Source organism: Streptococcus sp. DFI.7.26, from assembly GCF_022240605.1.
GTDB classification, from domain to species: Bacteria; Bacillota; Bacilli; order Lactobacillales; family Streptococcaceae; genus Streptococcus; species Streptococcus xiaochunlingii.
Genome location: NZ_JAKOGN010000009.1, coordinates 25,840 through 45,214, shown reverse-complemented (window position 1 = coordinate 45,214; position 19,375 = coordinate 25,840). Strand labels below are relative to the sequence as shown.

Sequence of the window (19,375 nt, the reverse complement as noted above, 5' to 3'; positions counted from 1 at the left end):
TAAACATAAAAAATACCCTCCATTTTTAATCAATGGAGGGTGTTTTTTAGTTGCTTCTTCCGATCAAAATCGTGGCAGAAATGGTGACCCGAGTCAGATCGTTCCAGTCAATTTGAGCTGGATCGACGTGAAAGAGGAGAGGCGTCATGCTCAACAGAGCCTCCCGCAATGCTGGTGTGAGTTCGAAGGTTTCCTGGCAATGGATGGTATTTTCAATCGTAAAATGATCAGAGAAATGTTGAATAATCTGCTCATTGGAATAATCGGCCTGATCCAGGTGGTCCTTAACCTTCTGACGAATCTCTTGCAGATGGGCGGCAGTTGGGATGACCTTGATAAGGCGGCCGTCTGGGGCCAGGACCCGTTTAAATTCCTGATAATTTGCTGGCGAAAAGATATCTAGGAGAAGGTCCATGCTCCGGTCTAAAAGAGGGAGATGAGCCAGATCTCCGACAAACCACTTGACCTTCCAATCCTTGTCGCTTTTAGCAGCCAGCTGGATCGATTCCTTAGATAAATCAAAGGCGTAAAAGGAATGGTCTGGATACCGCTCTTGTAAGATGCGCGAATAGTAGCCTTCCCCGCAACCAATATCTAAAATGTTGGCTGGATGGTTCATCGGGGACAAGCATTCTGACAGGGCATGAAGGATATGGTCGTAGAGGCCGTTCTCTAATACGAGTTGCCGGTTTTGAAAATTCTCCTTGTCATAGTCCTTGGAGGCCTTCACTTGTGGCGCCAAGTTCACATAGCCAAACTTAGCCAAGTCAAAGGAGTGGCGGTTAGTGCAGACCAAGCTTTGTTGGACCAGGTCGAAGGCTTCTTGACAGATGGGACAGGCAAAAGCCGTTGCAGTCTGAAATCGTTGTAATTTTGGTTTGATCGTCATGATACTTCTAGTGTACCAAAAAACCTCTGAAAGTCATAGCTTCAGAGGTCTTCTTTTTAATAAGTCAAAACAAAGTATTTTTTCTTACCGCGACGGATAACGGTCAATTCATTTTCTAATTTATCGCTATCGCTCAAGACATAGTCAAGGTCTTGGATGCGTTCGCCATTGACGTAGATAGCTCCATTTTGAACATCTTCGCGGGCTTGACGTTTAGAATTTACCACACCAGCTGTGACCAAGAGTTCAACAATGTTGAGGTTGTCTTCTGCTTGGACTTGGTAATTTGGTACGCCACGAAGTCCTTGTTTGAGTTCTTTGACAGAAAGGTTTTTGATATTTCCAGCAAAGAGTTGCTCCGTGATGTTAAGGGCTTCTTTGTAGGCTTCTTCTCCGTGGACAAGAGTCACGACTTCACGAGCGAGGACTTTTTGAGCCAAGCGTTCGTGTGGTGCTGCTTCGAATTGTTTGCGGATGTCTTCAATCTCGTCTAATGACAAGAAAGTAAAGATTTTCAAGAAGCGAACAGCGTCTGCATCCATAACGTTCATCCAGAATTGGTACATTTCGTATGGAGAAGTCTTTTCAGGGTTGAGCCAAACAGCATTCCCTTCAGATTTACCAAATTTCTTACCAGTTGCGTCTGTAATGAGGGGCACAGTGATCACGTGACCAGTCTTATCAGCCTTACGACGAAGCAACTCGGTACCAGCTGTCATATTTCCCCACTGGTCAGATCCACCGATTTGCAGGGTAACATTGTGCTCTTGGTTAAGGACAAAGAAGTCGTAGCCTTGCATGATTTGGTATGCAAATTCAGTGTAAGAAATCCCTGTTTCAATCCGCTTTTTCACAGATTCCTTGCTCATCATGTAGTTGACAGTAAAGTATTTTCCGATGTCGCGAAGGAAGTCAATGAAGCTAATGCTGCCAAACCAGTCGTAGTTATTGACCATGACAGCCTTATTTTCCCCATTTTCAAAATCTAAGAAACGAGACAATTGCCCTTGGATAGAAGTGACCCAACCGTCTACAGTCTCCTTAGTTTGTAAACTGCGCTCGGCATCTTTGAAAGAAGGGTCTCCAATGAGTCCGGTCGCACCACCGACAAGCGCATAAGGTTTGTGGCCTGCCAATTGTAAGCGACGACTGGTCAAGATTGCAACAAGGTGCCCAAGGTGCAAACTATCAGCAGTTGGATCGTAGCCAGTATAATACGATACTTGTCCTTCTTCTAGGGCTTTACGCAAAGCATCTTCGTCAGTCGTTTGGAAAATCAAACCACGTTCTTTTAGCTCATCAAAAATGTGCATCGTTCTCTCCTTTTCTAAGCTACTGGCCGGATCGATGAAAATAGTCCAGTATCTGTATGGTTTCTCTCTATTTTACCATAATGACTTGAAATAGCAATGAAAGGACGAAAAAAATCCAGTTGGAAACGGTGTTCTCAACTTTAGGAATTGAAAAGAAAGAGGTCCATTTGGTATAATAGGAAGGACAAGGAGAAATAGAGTGATTCAAATGAGAGAATTTTTTACAAAGTGCGGGAAGAAAATAAAAGACTTCTTTGCCAAGATGACTGTTGAAGTCGATGAGAAGGAAGACAAGGAGGGCTGGTCACTAGGAGATTTCGTGGCAACGATTCTCCGCACGATGAAACTCCTTTGGGATGTGCTATTGGTGTTTGCTTTAGGTGGTCTCTTGTTGGGTGCAGGGATTGCGATTGGCTATGCAGCCAGCCTATTTAATGAGACAGAGACACCGGATCCGACCCAATTGGTTCAACAAGTACGAAATATTTCCAGCGTTTCAAAGATTTCCTACTCAGATGGAAGCATCATTTCTGATATTGACAGTGACTTGATTCGGATCCCTGTCCAAAAGGATGCGATTTCGGACAATGTCAAAAAGGCTGTTATTGCCACAGAGGATGAGAATTTTAATAGCCATAATGGGGTCGTTCCAAAGGCAGTAATCCGGGCCACCTTGGGTTCAGTTGCTGGAGTAGGGTCCTCTAGTGGTGGTTCAACTCTGACCCAACAGTTGATTAAACAACAAGTTGTGGGAGATGCACCGACCTTCTCACGGAAGGCCGCTGAGATTATTGATGCCCTTGCTCTGGAGCGGGTAATGGATAAGGACGAAATTTTAACGACCTACCTCAATGTCTCTCCATTTGGTCGAAACAATCGGGGACAAAATATTGCAGGAGTGGAAGCTGCAGCTCAAGGGATTTTTGGTGTTTCTGCCAAAGACTTGACCATCCCACAGGCGGCATTTATTGCTGGTTTGCCACAGAGTCCAATTGTCTACTCACCTTACGCTTCTGATGGCAGCCTCAAGACTCCGGAAAATCAAGCTTTAGGCTTGGATCGTGCCAAGGATGTCTTGTACAATATGTATCGGACGGGTGCTATCAGCAAGGAAGAGTACGACCAATATAGTCAATATGATCTAAGCAAGGATTTCCTTCCTTCAAATGGCATCGAGAAGACACCACACGACTACTTGTATTTCCAAGCTGTTAGTGAAGCGGAAGATGCTATGTATGAGTATCTAATCAAGAGAGACAACGTTTCTAGTCACGACCTAAAAAACAATTCAACGGTTAAGTCTTATCAAGAGTTAGCGAAGAAAGAATTGAGAGAGGGTGGCTATACGGTCCAAACCACTATCAATAAAGCTATCTACAATGCCATGCAAGAAGCAGTTGCCAATTATGGTGGTATCTTGGATGATGGAACGGGAACAGTAGAAGTTGGGAATGTCCTTATGGACAACCGAACAGGAGCGATTCTTGGCTTTGTTGGGGGACGGAATTTTGACGGGAATCAAAATAACCATGCCTTTGATACAAAGCGTTCTCCAGGTTCTACCATTAAACCCTTGCTGGCTTATGGAATCGCCATTGACCAAGGCTTGATGGGAAGCAATAGCATCGTCTCCAATTACCCAACCAACTTCTCTAGTGGAGAGCCAATTATGCACGTGGATAACCGAGGAACTGGTATGATGGACCTCCGAGAGGCCCTCAATACCTCATGGAATATCCCAGCTTATTGGACCTATCGTACTCTCCGTGAAAAGGGTGTCGATGTACCTGGCTATATGGAAAAAATGGGCTACGATATCGCTGAGTACGGCATTGAAAGTCTGCCAATGGGAGGCGGGATCGAAGTAAGCGTTGCCCAACATACAAACGGTTATCAAACCCTTGCCAATAATGGAAATTACCAAAAACGCTACATGATTGAAAAAATCATGGACCAAAACGGAAAAATTGTTTACCAGCACGAAAGCAAACCAACTCGAGTTTACTCAGCAGCAACTGCGACTATCATGCAGGATCTGTTAAGAGGTGTCATCAGCTCCGGTGCAACAACGACCTTCAAGAGCCGGATCAGCCAGGTCAACCCAACCCTTGCTAATGCCGATTGGATCGGGAAAACCGGAACTACCAATGAGAATGGAGATATGTGGCTCATGCTGTCTACTCCAAGTCTCACCTTAGGTGGCTGGATTGGACACGATAACAATGCTTCTATGGCTCCATTGACAGGTTACAACAACAACGCAAGCTACATGGCCTATTTAGCCAATGCTATCTACCAGGCGGATCCAAATGCTTGGGGAGTGCAAGACCGCTTCACCCTAGATAGTAGTGTCATTTCATCGACTGTTCTGAAAGCTACAGGACAACGACCTGGTCGTGTCAATGTCAATGGTCGTGACATCGATGTGTCGGGTGCGACAGTTACCAGCTATTGGGCTAAAAATGGTGCTCCACAAACGACCTACCGTTTTGCTATTGGTGGATCAGATAATGATTATGCTAGTGCTTGGGCTGGAATGCTAGGAGGTTCAGCGGGGACTTCCAATGGGAATCGCAATAGCAATCGGACAGGCAATACTAGTACGCCAAGCAGTTCATCATCGAGTGGACAAAACCGGTAAAAATTATCAGGGACAATACCATAAAATCGTTTTCATGTCTAGAGAAAACCTTGTGTTTTTTGTGAAAATACGATATAATAAGGACAAGTAATTTGTCGTGTGCTTTATTTGAAATATTGTCCAAATAGAAGCTTACAGCAGTTAAATCAAACTTTATAAAAGTCGATTTAGCTGCTCTTTTTGTGCCTATTTTTAGAAACAAACAGATTTGTCATACAAACTTAATCTTTCTAAAAATTCCAAAAAGGATGAATGATACGGAGGAGATTTCTTCTCACGTGATGTAGATCACACCCCCTTCATAACATCGTTTCGACTGGATCAGAACTATTCTGATGTGGTCAGAAGCGATCTAGAAACCGGATTTTCAGAGAGGGCCTTCCCCTAGCTGGTATCCTAGTATAGAAAAGGAGTTAAAACTTTGGCAGGACATGACGTTCAATACGGGAAACATCGGACCCGTCGTAGTTTTTCAAGAATCAAAGAAGTTCTTGATTTACCAAATTTGATTGAAATCCAAACGGATTCATTTAAAGATTTTCTGGATCATGGTTTGAAAGAAGTTTTCGAAGATGTATTGCCAATTTCGAACTTCACAGACACAATGGAGTTGGAATTCGTCGGCTATGAAATCAGAGAACCAAAGTATACCTTGGAAGAAGCACGTATTCATGATGCGAGCTATTCTGCCCCAATCTTTGTAACCTTCCGCTTGGTCAACAAGGAAACAGGCGAAATCAAAACTCAAGAAGTCTTCTTTGGTGATTTCCCAATCATGACTGAGATGGGAACCTTCATCATCAATGGTGGAGAGCGGATCATCGTATCTCAGCTCGTCCGTTCACCAGGTGTCTACTTCAATGATAAGGTGGACAAGAACGGTAAGGTTGGTTATGGATCAACGGTTATTCCGAACCGTGGAGCTTGGCTAGAGCTTGAAACAGACTCAAAAGATATTGCTTATACTCGTATCGACCGTACGCGTAAGATTCCATTTACGACCTTGGTTCGTGCCCTTGGTTTCTCTGGAGATGACGAGATTTTTGATATTTTTGGGGATAGCGAATTGGTTCGCAACACTGTTGAAAAAGATATCCACAAAAACCCAATGGATTCTCGTACAGATGAAGCCCTTAAAGAAATTTATGAGCGTCTTCGTCCAGGTGAGCCAAAAACAGCGGAAAGCTCACGTAGCTTGTTGGTAGCCCGTTTCTTCGACCCACGTCGTTATGACTTGGCCCCAGTTGGTCGCTACAAGATCAACAAGAAACTCAATATCAAGAACCGTTTGTTGAACCAAACGATCGCGGAACCATTGGTAGATGCTGAAACAGGAGAAATCCTTGTAGAAGCTGGTACCGTGATGACACGCGATGTCATCGACAGCATCTCAGAACATTTGGACGGTGATTTGAACAAGATTGTCTACACTCCAAATGATTCAGCAGTATTGACAGAACCAGTCGTTCTTCAAAAATTCAAGGTTGTGGCACCAACGGATCCAGACCGCGTTGTCACTATCATCGGCAATGCTAATCCAGATGATAAGGTTCGTACCATCACTCCAGCTGATATCCTTGCTGAGATGAGCTACTTCCTTAACTTGGCTGAAGGTATTGGCCGCGTGGATGATATCGACCACCTTGGAAACCGTCGTATTCGTGCCGTTGGTGAATTGCTTGCCAACCAAGTGCGTCTTGGGCTTTCACGGATGGAACGTAATGTTCGTGAACGCATGTCTGTTCAAGATAATGAAGTATTAACACCACAACAAATTATCAACATTCGTCCAGTGACTGCAGCGATCAAAGAATTCTTTGGTTCTTCACAATTGTCCCAGTTCATGGACCAACACAATCCACTTTCTGAGTTGTCCCACAAACGTCGTTTGTCAGCTTTAGGGCCTGGTGGTTTGACACGTGACCGTGCTGGATACGAAGTCCGTGACGTGCACTACACTCACTATGGACGTATGTGTCCAATCGAAACACCTGAAGGACCAAACATCGGTTTGATTAACAACTTGTCATCCTACGGACACTTGAACAAGTATGGTTTCATCCAAACGCCATACCGTAAAGTAGACCGTGAAAAAGGTGTGGTCACCAACGAAATCGTTTGGTTGACAGCTGATGAAGAAGATGAGTACATCGTAGCCCAGTCCAACTCTAAGTTGAACGAAAAAGGTGGTTTTGCTGAGCCAATCGTTATGGGACGTCACCGTGGTAACAACCAAGAGTTCCCATCTGATCAAGTCGACTACATGGATGTATCTCCAAAACAAGTAGTTGCCGTTGCGACAGCATGTATTCCGTTCTTGGAAAACGATGACTCCAACCGTGCCCTCATGGGTGCCAACATGCAACGTCAGGCTGTGCCATTGATCGATCCAAAAGCGCCTTACGTGGGTACTGGTATGGAATATCAAGCAGCTCATGACTCAGGAGCTGCAGTCATTGCGCAACATGATGGTAAAGTTAGCTATGCAGATGCGGATAAGGTAGAAGTTCGTCGTAAAGATGGATCTCTTGATGTCTACCACATCCAAAAATTCCGTCGTTCAAACTCAGGTACGGCATACAACCAACGTACTCTTGTAAAGGTTGGTGACGTTGTTGAAAAAGGAGACTTTATCGCAGACGGTCCATCGATGGAAAAAGGGGAAATGGCCCTTGGTCAAAACCCAATCGTTGCCTACATGACATGGGAAGGTTACAACTTCGAGGATGCCGTTATCATGAGCGAACGCTTGGTGAAAGAAGATGTCTACACATCTGTTCACTTGGAAGAATTCGAATCAGAAACGCGCGACACTAAGTTAGGCCCTGAAGAAATCACTCGTGAAATTCCAAACGTTGGGGAAGATGCTCTCAGAAACCTTGACGAAATGGGTATTATCCGTATCGGTGCGGAAGTAAAAGAAGGCGATATCTTAGTTGGTAAGGTGACACCGAAGGGTGAAAAAGACCTTTCTGCTGAAGAACGTCTCCTCCACGCTATCTTTGGAGATAAATCTCGTGAAGTGCGGGATACTTCTCTTCGTGTACCTCACGGTGGAGATGGTGTCGTTCGTGATGTCAAGATCTTTACGCGTGCAAACGGAGATGAATTGCAATCGGGTGTCAACATGTTGGTTCGTGTTTACATCGCACAAAAACGCAAGATCCGCGTCGGAGATAAGATGGCCGGTCGTCACGGAAACAAAGGGGTTGTATCCCGTATTGTTCCTGTTGAAGACATGCCTTACCTTCCAGATGGTACACCAGTTGATATCATGTTGAACCCACTTGGGGTGCCATCACGTATGAATATCGGTCAGGTTATGGAACTTCACCTTGGTATGGCGGCTCGTAACTTGGGTATCCACATCGCAACACCAGTCTTTGACGGAGCAAGCTCAGAAGACCTCTGGGATACCGTTCGTGAAGCTGGTATGGATAGCGATGCCAAGACCATTCTTTACGATGGCCGTACAGGTGAGCCATTTGACAACCGTGTTTCTGTCGGTGTCATGTACATGATCAAGCTTCACCACATGGTTGATGATAAACTCCACGCTCGTTCTGTCGGACCATACTCAATGGTTACCCAACAACCACTCGGAGGTAAAGCTCAGTTTGGTGGACAACGTTTCGGGGAAATGGAAGTTTGGGCCCTTGAGGCTTATGGTGCGTCTAATGTCCTTCAAGAAATCTTGACCTACAAGTCAGACGATGTCAACGGACGTTTGAAAGCTTATGAAGCAATTACCAAAGGAAAACCAATTCCAAAACCAGGTGTGCCAGAGTCCTTCCGAGTACTTGTGAAAGAATTGCAATCACTTGGATTGGATATGCGTGTCCTAGATGAAGATGACAAAGAAGTTGAACTTCGCGATCTTGACGAAGGGGAAGACGACGATGTCATCCACGTAGATGATCTAGAAAAAGCACGTGAAAAAGCAGCCAAGGAAGCTCGCGCAGCTTTTGAAGCTGAAGGGAAAGAAGAATAATTTAATATGTAGTTCAATAGGATGGAAAACCTGAGAAGGTTCTCTATCCCAAGCTTTAGGCTTGAAGGAGTGAAGAAAGTTCCTTCTCTCCTTCGCCAAAAAGCAGAAGAACATACAATCGATAATGAACATAAAGAAAGGTAAGAAATAGTGGTTGATGTAAATCGTTTTAAAAGTATGCAAATCACCCTAGCTTCTCCAAGCAAGGTCCGTTCATGGTCTTATGGAGAGGTCAAGAAACCTGAAACAATCAACTACCGTACATTGAAACCAGAACGTGAAGGTCTCTTTGATGAAGTCATCTTTGGACCGACAAAAGACTGGGAATGTGCGTGTGGAAAATACAAACGGATCCGTTACAAAGGGATCGTTTGTGACCGCTGTGGTGTGGAAGTAACACGTGCCAAGGTTCGTCGTGAACGCATGGGACACATCGAATTGAAAGCACCTGTGTCACACATCTGGTACTTTAAAGGCATCCCTTCTCGTATGGGGTTGACCTTGGACATGAGTCCTCGTGCCCTTGAAGAAGTCATCTACTTCGCAGCTTACGTGGTGATCGATCCAAAAGATACACCGCTTGAGCATAAGTCCATCATGACAGAGCGTGAATACCGTGAACGCTTGCGCGAATACGGACCAGGTTCTTTTGTAGCTAAGATGGGGGCAGAAGCGATCCAAGACCTCTTGAAACAAGTGGATTTGGAAGCTGAAATTGCTGTCTTGAAAGAAGAATTGAAGACTGCAACTGGTCAAAAACGTGTGAAGGCAGTTCGCCGTTTGGATGTCTTAGATGCCTTCTACAAATCTGGCAACAAGCCAGAATGGATGGTTCTCAACATCCTTCCCGTTATTCCACCAGATCTTCGTCCGATGGTCCAATTGGATGGTGGCCGTTTTGCTGCCTCTGACTTGAATGACCTTTACCGTCGTGTGATTAACCGGAACAACCGTTTGGCACGTTTGCTTGAGTTGAATGCCCCTGGTATCATCGTGCAAAACGAAAAACGGATGCTCCAAGAAGCCGTTGATGCTTTGATCGACAACGGTCGTCGTGGTCGTCCGATCACAGGACCAGGTAGCCGTCCACTGAAATCTTTGAGCCATATGCTCAAAGGGAAACAAGGACGCTTCCGTCAAAACTTGCTCGGTAAACGGGTGGACTTCTCAGGACGTTCCGTTATCGCCGTTGGTCCAACTCTTAAGATGTACCAATGTGGTGTGCCACGTGAAATGGCCATCGAGCTCTTTAAACCATTCGTGATGCGTGAAATCGTTGCGCGTGATATCGTGCAAAACGTAAAAGCCGCTAAACGCTTGGTCGAACGTGGAGATGAGCGGATCTGGGATATCTTGGAAGAAGTGATCAAAGAACACCCAGTTCTCTTGAACCGCGCACCGACCCTTCACCGTTTGGGGATCCAAGCCTTTGAACCTGTCTTGATTGACGGGAAAGCTCTTCGCTTGCACCCACTTGTCTGTGAAGCCTACAATGCCGACTTTGACGGGGACCAAATGGCCATCCACGTACCGCTTTCAGAAGAAGCCCAAGCAGAAGCTCGTATCTTGATGCTTGCTGCTGAGCACATCTTGAATCCGAAAGACGGGAAGCCAGTCGTTACCCCATCTCAGGATATGGTTTTGGGGAACTACTACCTCACTATGGAAGAAGCTGGTCGTGAAGGCGAAGGCATGGTCTTCAAAGACCGTGATGAAGCGGTCATGGCTCTTCGCAATGGATATGTTCACTTGCATACCCGTGTCGGAATTGCGACGGATAGCTTGAACAAACCATGGACAGAAGCGCAACAACACAAGATTCTCTTGACAACTGTTGGTAAGATCCTCTTTAACGATATCATGCCTGCAGAACTTCCATATCTTCAAGAGCCAAATAATGCTAACTTGACAGAAGGCGTTCCAGCTAAGTACTTCTTAGAGCCTGGTCAAGATGTCAAAGCAGCGATTGAGAAATTGGAATTAAATGTTCCATTCAAGAAGAAAAACCTTGGAAATATCATCGCGGAAATCTTCAAACGCTTCCGTACAACAGAAACATCTGCTTTCTTGGACCGTTTGAAAGACTTAGGTTACCACCACTCAACCCTTGCTGGTTTGACAGTGGGGATTGCCGATATTCCAGTTGTTGAAGACAAGGCTGAAATCATTGAAGAATCTCACAAACGTGTAGAACAAATCACCAAACAGTTCCGTAAAGGGATGATTACAGATGATGAGCGCTACAATGCGGTTACAGCTGAATGGCGTGCAGCCCGTGAGAAATTGGAAAAACGTCTGATTGATAACCAAGATCCGAAGAACCCAATCGTTATGATGATGGACTCTGGAGCCCGTGGTAACATCTCAAACTTCTCACAGCTTGCCGGTATGCGTGGTTTGATGGCCGCACCGAACGGACGTATTATGGAATTGCCGATCCTTTCAAACTTCCGTGAAGGTTTGAGCGTTTTGGAAATGTTCTTCTCTACTCACGGTGCTCGTAAAGGGATGACCGATACGGCCCTTAAAACAGCCGACTCAGGTTACTTGACTCGTCGTTTGGTTGACGTTGCCCAAGACGTGATCATTCGTGAAGATGACTGTGGAACTGACCGTGGACTTCTGATTACCTCTATTACAGATGGTAAAGAAATGATTGAACCATTGGAAGAACGTTTGACAGGTCGTTATACCAAGAAAACTGTTAAACATCCTGAAACAGGAGAAGTCATCGTTGGTCCTGATACCTTGATTACAGAAGATATCGCTCGTGACATCGTCAATGCAGGTGTTGAAGCAGTGACCATCCGTTCTGTCTTCACATGTAACACTCGTCATGGTGTCTGCCGTCACTGTTATGGTATCAACTTGGCGACTGGTGATGCGGTTGAGGTTGGTGAAGCAGTCGGAACCATCGCTGCCCAATCTATCGGGGAACCTGGTACACAGTTGACCATGCGTACCTTCCACACGGGTGGGGTTGCCTCAAATACTGATATCACGCAAGGTCTTCCTCGTGTCCAAGAAATCTTTGAAGCCCGCAATCCGAAAGGGGAAGCGGTCATCACTGAGGTCAAAGGGGAAGTCACAGCCATTGAAGAAGATGCTTCTACACGGACCAAGAAAGTCTTTGTACGTGGTGCGACTGGAGAGGGAGAATACGTTGTCCCTTACACAGCCCGCATGAAAGTCGAAGTGGGAGATCAAGTCTCTCGTGGTGCGGCTCTTACAGAAGGGTCTATCCAACCAAAACGTCTCCTTGCTGTCCGTGATGTCTTGTCAGTTGAAACTTACCTCCTTGCGGAAGTACAAAAAGTATACCGTAGCCAAGGGGTAGAAATCGGCGACAAACACATCGAGGTAATGGTGCGTCAAATGATCCGTAAGGTTCGTGTCATGGATCCAGGAGATACAGACCTTCTCATGGGTACTCTCATGGATATCACAGACTTTACAGATGCCAACCGTGATGTGGTTATTTCTGGTGGGGTTCCTGCGACGGCTCGTCCTGTCCTTATGGGAATCACCAAAGCCTCTCTTGAAACCAATAGTTTCTTGTCAGCGGCTTCCTTCCAGGAAACAACTCGTGTCCTCACTGACGCAGCGATTCGTGGTAAGAAAGACCATCTCCTTGGACTTAAGGAAAATGTTATCATCGGTAAGATTATTCCTGCCGGTACAGGTATGGCTCGTTACCGTAACTTGGAACCACAAGCAGTCAATGAAGTCGAAATTATCGAAGAAATTCCTGTTACAGAAGAAACAACTGAAATGGTTGAAGCAACTGTAGTGGAAGAAAATTAATCCCAAAAGAAGCTTTACTGATTATCAGTAGGGCTTCTTTTTGTTTGTGTCAAAAAATAGCCTAGCTTTCCTTCGTCGGGGTATATTTTGAAATAAAATGGAGAAAATATTCGGGAAATCTACTGTATTTTTCTTTCATAAGCAGAATTCTTTTATTATCAAAGGATTTTATATATAATATTGGATACAAAGGACGGAGAGAAATATGTATCAAGTAATTGAAATGTATGGGGATTACGAACCCTGGTGGTTTTTAGAAGATTGGGAGAAGGACATTGTCACTAGTCAGAGTTTTGATGACTATTATGAAGCCCTAAAATACTACAAACGCCAATGGTTACTTTTAAGAGAGCAATCTCCATTATTTAAAAGTAGAAGTGATTTAATGACGATTTTTTGGGATCCTGAGGATCAGCGCTGGTGTGAAGAATGTGCGGAATACGTGCAACAATATCATTCAGTCGCCTTGCTAGAAAACGATCAGAAGATACCGAGAAGCAAGCGCCGTCCAGGCTACGAAAAAGAGAATGCCCACACGGCTCATCGCTCTTGTAAGCTAGACTACGAGAGCAATAATCTATAGGAAGAGAAATTCAATATGCAGTTGAGTTTCTTTTTTTTTGCTCTTTTTTCTAAATTCAGCGTTAGTTGGCCAATTATTTGCGAATTATATAGTGAAAGGAGGAAATATGGTTCAAGAAATTGCACAATCCATAATTCGAATGGCATCGAATGCCGAAGCTCAGGATATTTATTTTGTTCCTCGATCGTCAGACTATCAGCTCTTTTTAAGGGTTGGGGATGAGCGACGCTTTATCGAGACCTATTCACAAGAACAAATGGTAGCGGTCGTCAGCCATTTTAAGTTTATGGCAGGGATGAATGTGGGGGAAAGGCGCCGGAGTCAATTGGGCTCCTGTGACTATTCTCTAGGGGATAAGGTCTTGTCCTTACGTTTGTCTACTGTGGGAGACTATAGGGGATATGAGAGTTTGGTCATTCGCCTGCTCCACAATGAGGACCGGGAGCTCCGTTTCTGGTTCGACCAACTTCAAGAGCTAGAAGAGAAGGTGAGTAAGCGGGGGCTCTACTTATTTGCAGGTCCAGTCGGATCGGGGAAGACGACACTGATGCATGCCCTGGCCAAGAAGAAATTTTCAGGGCAACAAGTCATGTCAATTGAAGATCCCGTAGAAATTAAGCAGGAAGAGATGCTGCAACTGCAACTCAATGAAGCGATTGGCATGACCTATGATAGCTTGATTAAACTGTCTTTGCGTCATCGCCCAGATCTCCTCCTCATCGGAGAAATCCGTGACACGGAGACAGCTCGCGCAGTTATTCGGGCTAGTCTGACAGGTGTGACAGTTTTTTCCACCATCCATGCCAAGAGCATTCCTGGGGTTTATGAACGCCTATTGGAGTTGGGGGTGAGTGAGGAGGAGTTACGGATTGTCCTTCAAGGGATATGTTACCAGCGTTTGATAAAGGGAGGAGGTGTCACTGACTTTGCCATCCAAGATTACCAAAACCACTCCAGTCAAAAGTGGAACCAGCAAATGGACGCACTTTATGAAGCGGGACATATTGAGCTGGGTCAGGCGCAAGCCGAAAAAATTATCGATTGCTAAGCAAGAACATGTCATTGAGCTCTTTCACAATCTCTACAGTAGTGGCTTTCATTTATCAGAGGTCATCGACTTTCTTCGGCGCAGTCAATTGGTAGAAGCCAATTTTGTTGAAAGAATGCAAGCTGGACTAGCCAACGGAAAGCCCCTGTCAGCCATTCTCTCTGATCTAGGTTTCTCCGATCAGGTAACGACTCAATTGGCACTGGCAGAGCAGCATGGAAATGTTACCTTAAGTTTGGAAAAAATCCGTAGCTACTTGGAAAATCTGACCCAGGTTCGAAAGAAACTAGTTGAGGTGGCGACCTATCCCGTGCTCTTGTTGGGATTTTTGATCTTGATTATGCTGGGGCTGAAAAATTATCTCTTGCCTCAGTTGGAGAGTCAAAATGGGGCGACACGACTGATCAGTGTTTTTCCCCAGTATGTTTTGTTAGGGAGTGTGTTGCTGACGATTGGAGTTTTGATGCTCCTTTTCCTAGGCCGTCGTGCCAAGCGGCTGGCCCTGGTTTCATCTTTGGCTAGACTTCCTTTTCTTCGCCCCTTCCTACAGGATTATCTGACCGCTTTTTATGCTCGAGAATGGGGAAGTATGATTGCCCAAGGGTTGGAGCTGAATCAAATTTTTCCTGTGATGCAGGGGCAACGTTCCCGTCTCTTTCGAGAGATTGGACAGGATTTAGAGCGGGCATTGGCTCGTGGCAGGTCTTTTTCTGACCATATTCAGACCTATCCTTTCTTTAAACGAGAGCTGGCCCTCATGATTGAATATGGGGAAGCCAAATCCAAGCTCGGTAGTGAGCTGGAGATCTATGCAGACAAGACCTGGGCAGGCTTTTTCCATCGTTTGAACAAGGCCATGAATGTCGTTCAACCACTGGTCTTTGTCTTTGTTGCTCTTATGATTGTTTTGCTCTATGCAGCCATGTTGCTGCCGATTTATGAAAATTTGGAGGTTCCTTTATGAAATCATTGCGCACACTCAAGGTAAAAGCTTTTACTCTGATTGAAATGAAGGATAGTAAATTTATCGATTAATGGAGAGAATAGGACACCTTGATTAGAAATGTTAGTTGTTTTGCTCATTATCAGCGTTCTTCTCTTGCTCTTTGTTCCGAACTTGACCAAGCAGAAAGATTCGGTAACAGATACAGGAAATCGAGCAGTCGTCAAAGTCGTGGAGAGCCAGGCTGAGCTCTATGAACTCAATCATCAGAATGAAAAAGCTAGTCTTTCTAAGCTAGTCGCAGAAGGACAAATCACTCAAAAACAAGCAGAAGCCTACCGTGCTCACTATGTGAAGAATGCAGGTGATCACCGTGCGGTTGCAGATTAAAGCTTTCACCCTTCTAGAGAGCTTACTAACTCTAGGTATCGTCAGTCTTCTATGTTGGCTGCTAGCTGGGTCAGTCCATCAAGCCTTTGGGCAGGTGGAAGAAACATTGTTTTTCTCGGAATTTGAACGGGTCTATCAGGAGACACAAAAGATGAGTATTGCAAAAGAGGAGAGAGCTCTTCTTTCCATCGACCACGGTGGGGTTCATAGTCCCTATCAAGAATTACCGCTTCCAAAAGGGGTGGAAGTGGTCAGAGAGAAGCAACTGACCTTTGATCCAGCAGGAGGCAATTCAAGCCTGACCAAGATTCAATTTCAGACAGAGAAAGAGGTGGTGACTTATCAGTTGGCAATTGGGAATGGAAAAATTAAAAAATCGACGGCTCCCCGCTAGTCTTTTGTTAGAAGGACTGATTGCCTTAGCGATGTTTGGTGTCCTCACGACCCTTGTGCTGGGAGAGCTAGGGGACTCGCGACAGCAGCGCTTAGAAGAGTTGAGACAAGGAGAAGTCTTGCGAGTCGCAAAAATGGCGATCCAGACCAGGCAGGATCAATTGAGCATCAATCAGGTCAGTGTCCAGGTGGAGAGGTCTGCCAAGTCCTTAAAGGTCTATCATGAAGGAAAGGTTGTGATTGCTGTTGAAAAGAACTAAACTGCCAGCCTTTACTTTACTGGAGGCCTTGGTTGCCCTGCTCGTCATCAGCGGTGGTTTATTGGTGTTTCAAGGATTGACAAGCCTTTTGCGTCAAGAACTCCAGTACCAAAGTCACATCAAGCAAGAGGAATGGTTGCTCTTTCAGGACCAGCTGGACATTGAATTGTCTCGTAGCCAATTTGAAGAGGTCAGAGATAACAAATTCTATCTTGTTCAGGATCAAAAACCCATAGCCATTGGACTGGCTAAGGGGGGAGATATCCGAAAGACAGATGCGACTGGCCGTGGCTATCAACCGATGATAGATGGAGTTGAATCCGCCAGGATTGAAAAAAGAGGAGATCTGGTGTCTATTCAACTGCGCTTTGAAGAAGGGTTAGAAAGGGAGGTGGTCTACCGTGTGGTGGAAAAGGATAAAAAAGAAGCAGATTGAGGCCGGGATCCTTCTTTATGCCCTTTTTATGTCGGCGGTTTTTAGTCTCTTGCTTCAGTTTTACCTGAACAGACAAGTGGCAGAGAGACGGATCCTCCTTGCTAGTCAGCACCGGATCCAGGCTTATGCGCAAGCTCAATTGGCGATTGATACTTGGGATCGGGAAGAAAAAACCATAACCTTCTCAACTGGTCGAGTCGATTTGGAAGAAAAATCGGGCTTTGCCAACGTAACGAGTCACTTACAAGATGGGGGAAGCTATCATTTCACCTTTGCTCTACCTCCTCGTGAAAAGAAAAAAACCGACAAGAAGGAAAAGGAGAAGCAGGCTCCAGATTCGGCCACAGACCACCCGACCACGACTGAGGAAGAGAAGCCTCAGGCCTTCGAAAAGCATAGCGAAAACTCTTAAAATTTGATATGATTAAGAGATGGAGGAAAGCATGAATTTCGAAAAAATTGAGAAAGCCTACGGCTACCTATTAGAGAATACCCAAACTATCCAAAATGATTTGCAGACCAACTTTTATGATGCTCTAGTTGAGCAGAATGCCATCTATCTGGATGGGCAAACAGAGTTGACTCTAGTGAAGGAAAACAACCAGCGCCTGAAGGACTTGAACTTAAACAAGGAAGAGTGGCGTCGTTCCTTCCAGTATCTTTTGATGAAGGCTGCCCAAACAGAGCCCCTACAGGCCAATCACCAATTTACGCCAGATGGGATTGGATTTCTTCTGGTCTTCCTAGTGGATCAGTTGGCGAGTTCCGATCAAGTAGATGTGCTAGAAATGGGGAGTGGAACAGGGAACTTGGCCCAAACCTTGATGAACAACTGTCAGCGTTCCTTAGATTATTTGGGCTTGGAAATTGATGATCTCTTGATTGACCTTGCGGCTAGTATGGCAGAAGTGATGAAGGCGGATGTGAATTTTGCCCAAGGTGATGCCATTCGTCCACAAGTTTTGAAAGAGAGCGATGTGATTATCAGCGATTTACCTGTCGGTTATTATCCAGATGATGCCATTGCGAGTCGTTACCAGGTCGCTTCCCCTCAGGGCCACACCTATGCCCATCATTTATTGATTGAACAATCGCTAAAATACTTAAAACCAGGTGGCGTCGCTATTTTTCTAGCTCCGAATGATCTCTTGACGAGCGAGCAGAGTCCTCTGCTGAAACAATGGATGCAGGATCATGCTCAGGTCTTGGCCATGGTGACCTTGCCAGAGAACCTCTTTCGATCAGCCAATCTAGCAAAAACCATCTTTGTTTTCCGCAAGCAAGAAGAAGCGGTGGTCCAACCATTTGTCTATCCTTTGACTGATTTGCAAGACCAGGAAGACCTCATGAAATTCCGTGAAAGTTTTCAAAACTGGAATAAAGAAAGTGAAATTTAAACAAAATTTTGCTATAATAGGAGTGAAAACGCTTAAAGAGGTAAAAAAATGACGAAAACAATTGCAATTAATGCAGGTAGTTCAAGTTTGAAATGGCAATTATACCAAATGCCAGAAGAAACAGTTTTGGCAAAAGGGCTCATCGAGAGAATTGGACTTAAAGATTCCATTTCGACAGTAAAATTTGACGGTCGAGCGGAAAAACAGGTTTTAGATATCGAGAACCACACACAAGCGGTTAAAATCCTTCTCGATGATTTGATTCGTTTCGATATTATTTCTTCCTACGATGAAATCACTGGAGTAGGGCACCGTGTCGTTGCAGGTGGCGAGTACTTCAAAGAGTCTGCTCTTGTAGATGAAGAAGTCATTCAAAAGGTTGAGGAACTTTCTTTGTTGGCCCCATTGCACAACCCTGCCAACGCTGCTGGGATCCGTGCCTTTAAAGAATTGTTACCAGATATTACCAGCGTTGTTGTATTTGATACCTCTTTCCATACAACAATGCCTGAAAAAGCTTATCGTTATCCTCTTCCAACTAAGTACTATACAGAAAACAAGGTTCGTAAATATGGGGCTCACGGGACCAGCCATGAGTATGTAGCCCACGAAGCTGCGAAGCTTCTTGGAAAACCAATCGAAGAGTTGAAATTAATCACCTGCCACATTGGGAATGGAGCTTCTATTACAGCGGTAGACAAAGGGATTTCTGTCGATACGTCTATGGGCTTCACACCACTTGGTGGCATCATGATGGGAACACGTACAGGGGATATTGACCCTGCTATTATTCCTTACTTGATGGAGCACACAGAGGACTTCAACAGTCCAGAAGATATTAGTCGTATCTTGAACCGTGAATCTGGTCTTCTAGGGGTGTCTGAGCTTTCTAGTGATATGCGCGATATCCACGAAGCCATGCGCAGTGGAAACGACAAGGCACTTTTGGCCAACGACATTTTTGTCGACCGTATTAAGAAATACATCGGTCAATACTTTGCTGTCTTGAATGGAGCAGACGCCATCATCTTTACAGCTGGTATCGGGGAAAATTCTAAAACGATCCGTGGACAAGTCATTGACGGCTTAACTTGGTTTGGTTGTGAGCTTGATCCAGAAAAGAATGTCTTTGGTGCAGAAGGCGATATTTCAACAGCGGATGCTAAAGTGAGAGTCTTGGTCATCCCAACGGACGAAGAATTAGTCATTGCACGTGATGTTGAACGCTTTAAAAACAAGGGATAAGACTTTATTCTATAAAAACAAGAGAGAAGAGGCTGACTTGAA

At 45.0% G+C, this 19,375-nt stretch carries 14 protein-coding genes and 1 pseudogene; 13 read left to right on the top strand and 2 right to left on the bottom strand.

Annotated elements, in window-relative coordinates:
* Positions 1-46 precede the first annotated feature (46 nt).
* Positions 47-889 carry a methyltransferase domain-containing protein gene (locus L0M85_RS07745; RefSeq protein ID WP_238656789.1) on the bottom strand — a complete coding sequence of 281 codons (843 nt, stop codon included), beginning with the start codon at positions 887-889 and terminating at the stop codon, positions 47-49.
* 56 nt (positions 890-945) lie between these two features.
* On the bottom strand, positions 946-2,202 hold the full coding sequence (gene tyrS / locus L0M85_RS07740) for a tyrosine--tRNA ligase (RefSeq protein WP_238656788.1): 1,257 nt from the start codon (positions 2,200-2,202) through the stop codon (positions 946-948).
* 208 nt (positions 2,203-2,410) lie between these two features.
* On the opposite strand from tyrS, the gene pbp1b reads away from it, so the two are divergent.
* From pbp1b to L0M85_RS07675, 13 genes and pseudogenes are all read left to right on the top strand, one after another.
* Entirely contained in the window at positions 2,411-4,843 is a 2,433-nt protein-coding gene (pbp1b, locus tag L0M85_RS07735) for a penicillin-binding protein PBP1B (protein ID WP_238656798.1), read from the top strand.
* 421 nt (positions 4,844-5,264) lie between these two features.
* Complete coding sequence (gene rpoB, locus L0M85_RS07730; protein ID WP_238656787.1) at positions 5,265-8,834, top strand: DNA-directed RNA polymerase subunit beta; 3,570 nt, start codon at positions 5,265-5,267, stop codon at positions 8,832-8,834.
* A gap of 150 nt (positions 8,835-8,984) precedes the next feature.
* Positions 8,985-12,638 carry a DNA-directed RNA polymerase subunit beta' gene (gene rpoC, locus L0M85_RS07725; RefSeq protein ID WP_154854059.1) on the top strand — a complete coding sequence of 1,218 codons (3,654 nt, stop codon included), beginning with the start codon at positions 8,985-8,987 and terminating at the stop codon, positions 12,636-12,638.
* Positions 12,639-12,843: 205 nt separating this feature from the next.
* A complete protein-coding gene (locus L0M85_RS07720) occupies positions 12,844-13,221 on the top strand; it encodes a DUF1033 family protein (protein WP_006595139.1) in 378 nt (125 codons plus the stop codon).
* Between the two features lie 106 nt (positions 13,222-13,327).
* Complete coding sequence (gene comGA / locus L0M85_RS07715; protein ID WP_238656786.1) at positions 13,328-14,269, top strand: competence type IV pilus ATPase ComGA; 942 nt, start codon at positions 13,328-13,330, stop codon at positions 14,267-14,269.
* Positions 14,211-15,233: a competence type IV pilus assembly protein ComGB gene (gene comGB, locus L0M85_RS07710; RefSeq protein WP_238656785.1), complete on the top strand. Its 1,023-nt coding sequence runs from the start codon at positions 14,211-14,213 to the stop codon at positions 15,231-15,233. The genes comGA and comGB overlap by 59 nt, the downstream gene beginning before the upstream one ends.
* Positions 15,230-15,602: pseudogene (gene comGC / locus L0M85_RS07705) on the top strand (competence type IV pilus major pilin ComGC). The gene comGB and the pseudogene comGC overlap by 4 nt, the downstream one beginning before the upstream one ends.
* Positions 15,571-15,996, top strand: coding sequence for a competence type IV pilus minor pilin ComGD (gene comGD / locus L0M85_RS07700; RefSeq protein ID WP_042507426.1), 426 nt, complete (start codon positions 15,571-15,573; stop codon positions 15,994-15,996). The pseudogene comGC and the gene comGD overlap by 32 nt, the downstream one beginning before the upstream one ends.
* Positions 15,962-16,255 carry a competence type IV pilus minor pilin ComGE gene (comGE, locus tag L0M85_RS07695; protein ID WP_006595134.1) on the top strand — a complete coding sequence of 98 codons (294 nt, stop codon included), beginning with the start codon at positions 15,962-15,964 and terminating at the stop codon, positions 16,253-16,255. The genes comGD and comGE overlap by 35 nt, the downstream gene beginning before the upstream one ends.
* Positions 16,239-16,691, top strand: a complete 453-nt coding sequence (comGF, locus tag L0M85_RS07690) for a competence type IV pilus minor pilin ComGF (RefSeq protein ID WP_040803180.1) — start codon at positions 16,239-16,241, stop codon at positions 16,689-16,691. The genes comGE and comGF overlap by 17 nt, the downstream gene beginning before the upstream one ends.
* Positions 16,657-17,103 (top strand): competence type IV pilus minor pilin ComGG, encoded by a 447-nt coding sequence (gene comGG / locus L0M85_RS07685; protein ID WP_006595132.1) that lies wholly within the window; start codon positions 16,657-16,659, stop codon positions 17,101-17,103. The genes comGF and comGG overlap by 35 nt, the downstream gene beginning before the upstream one ends.
* A gap of 31 nt (positions 17,104-17,134) precedes the next feature.
* A complete protein-coding gene (locus tag L0M85_RS07680) occupies positions 17,135-18,088 on the top strand; it encodes a class I SAM-dependent methyltransferase (protein ID WP_023022079.1) in 954 nt (317 codons plus the stop codon).
* A 48-nt stretch (positions 18,089-18,136) separates the two neighbouring features.
* Positions 18,137-19,333: an acetate kinase gene (locus L0M85_RS07675; protein WP_023022080.1), complete on the top strand. Its 1,197-nt coding sequence runs from the start codon at positions 18,137-18,139 to the stop codon at positions 19,331-19,333.
* Positions 19,334-19,375: the final 42 nt, after the last annotated feature.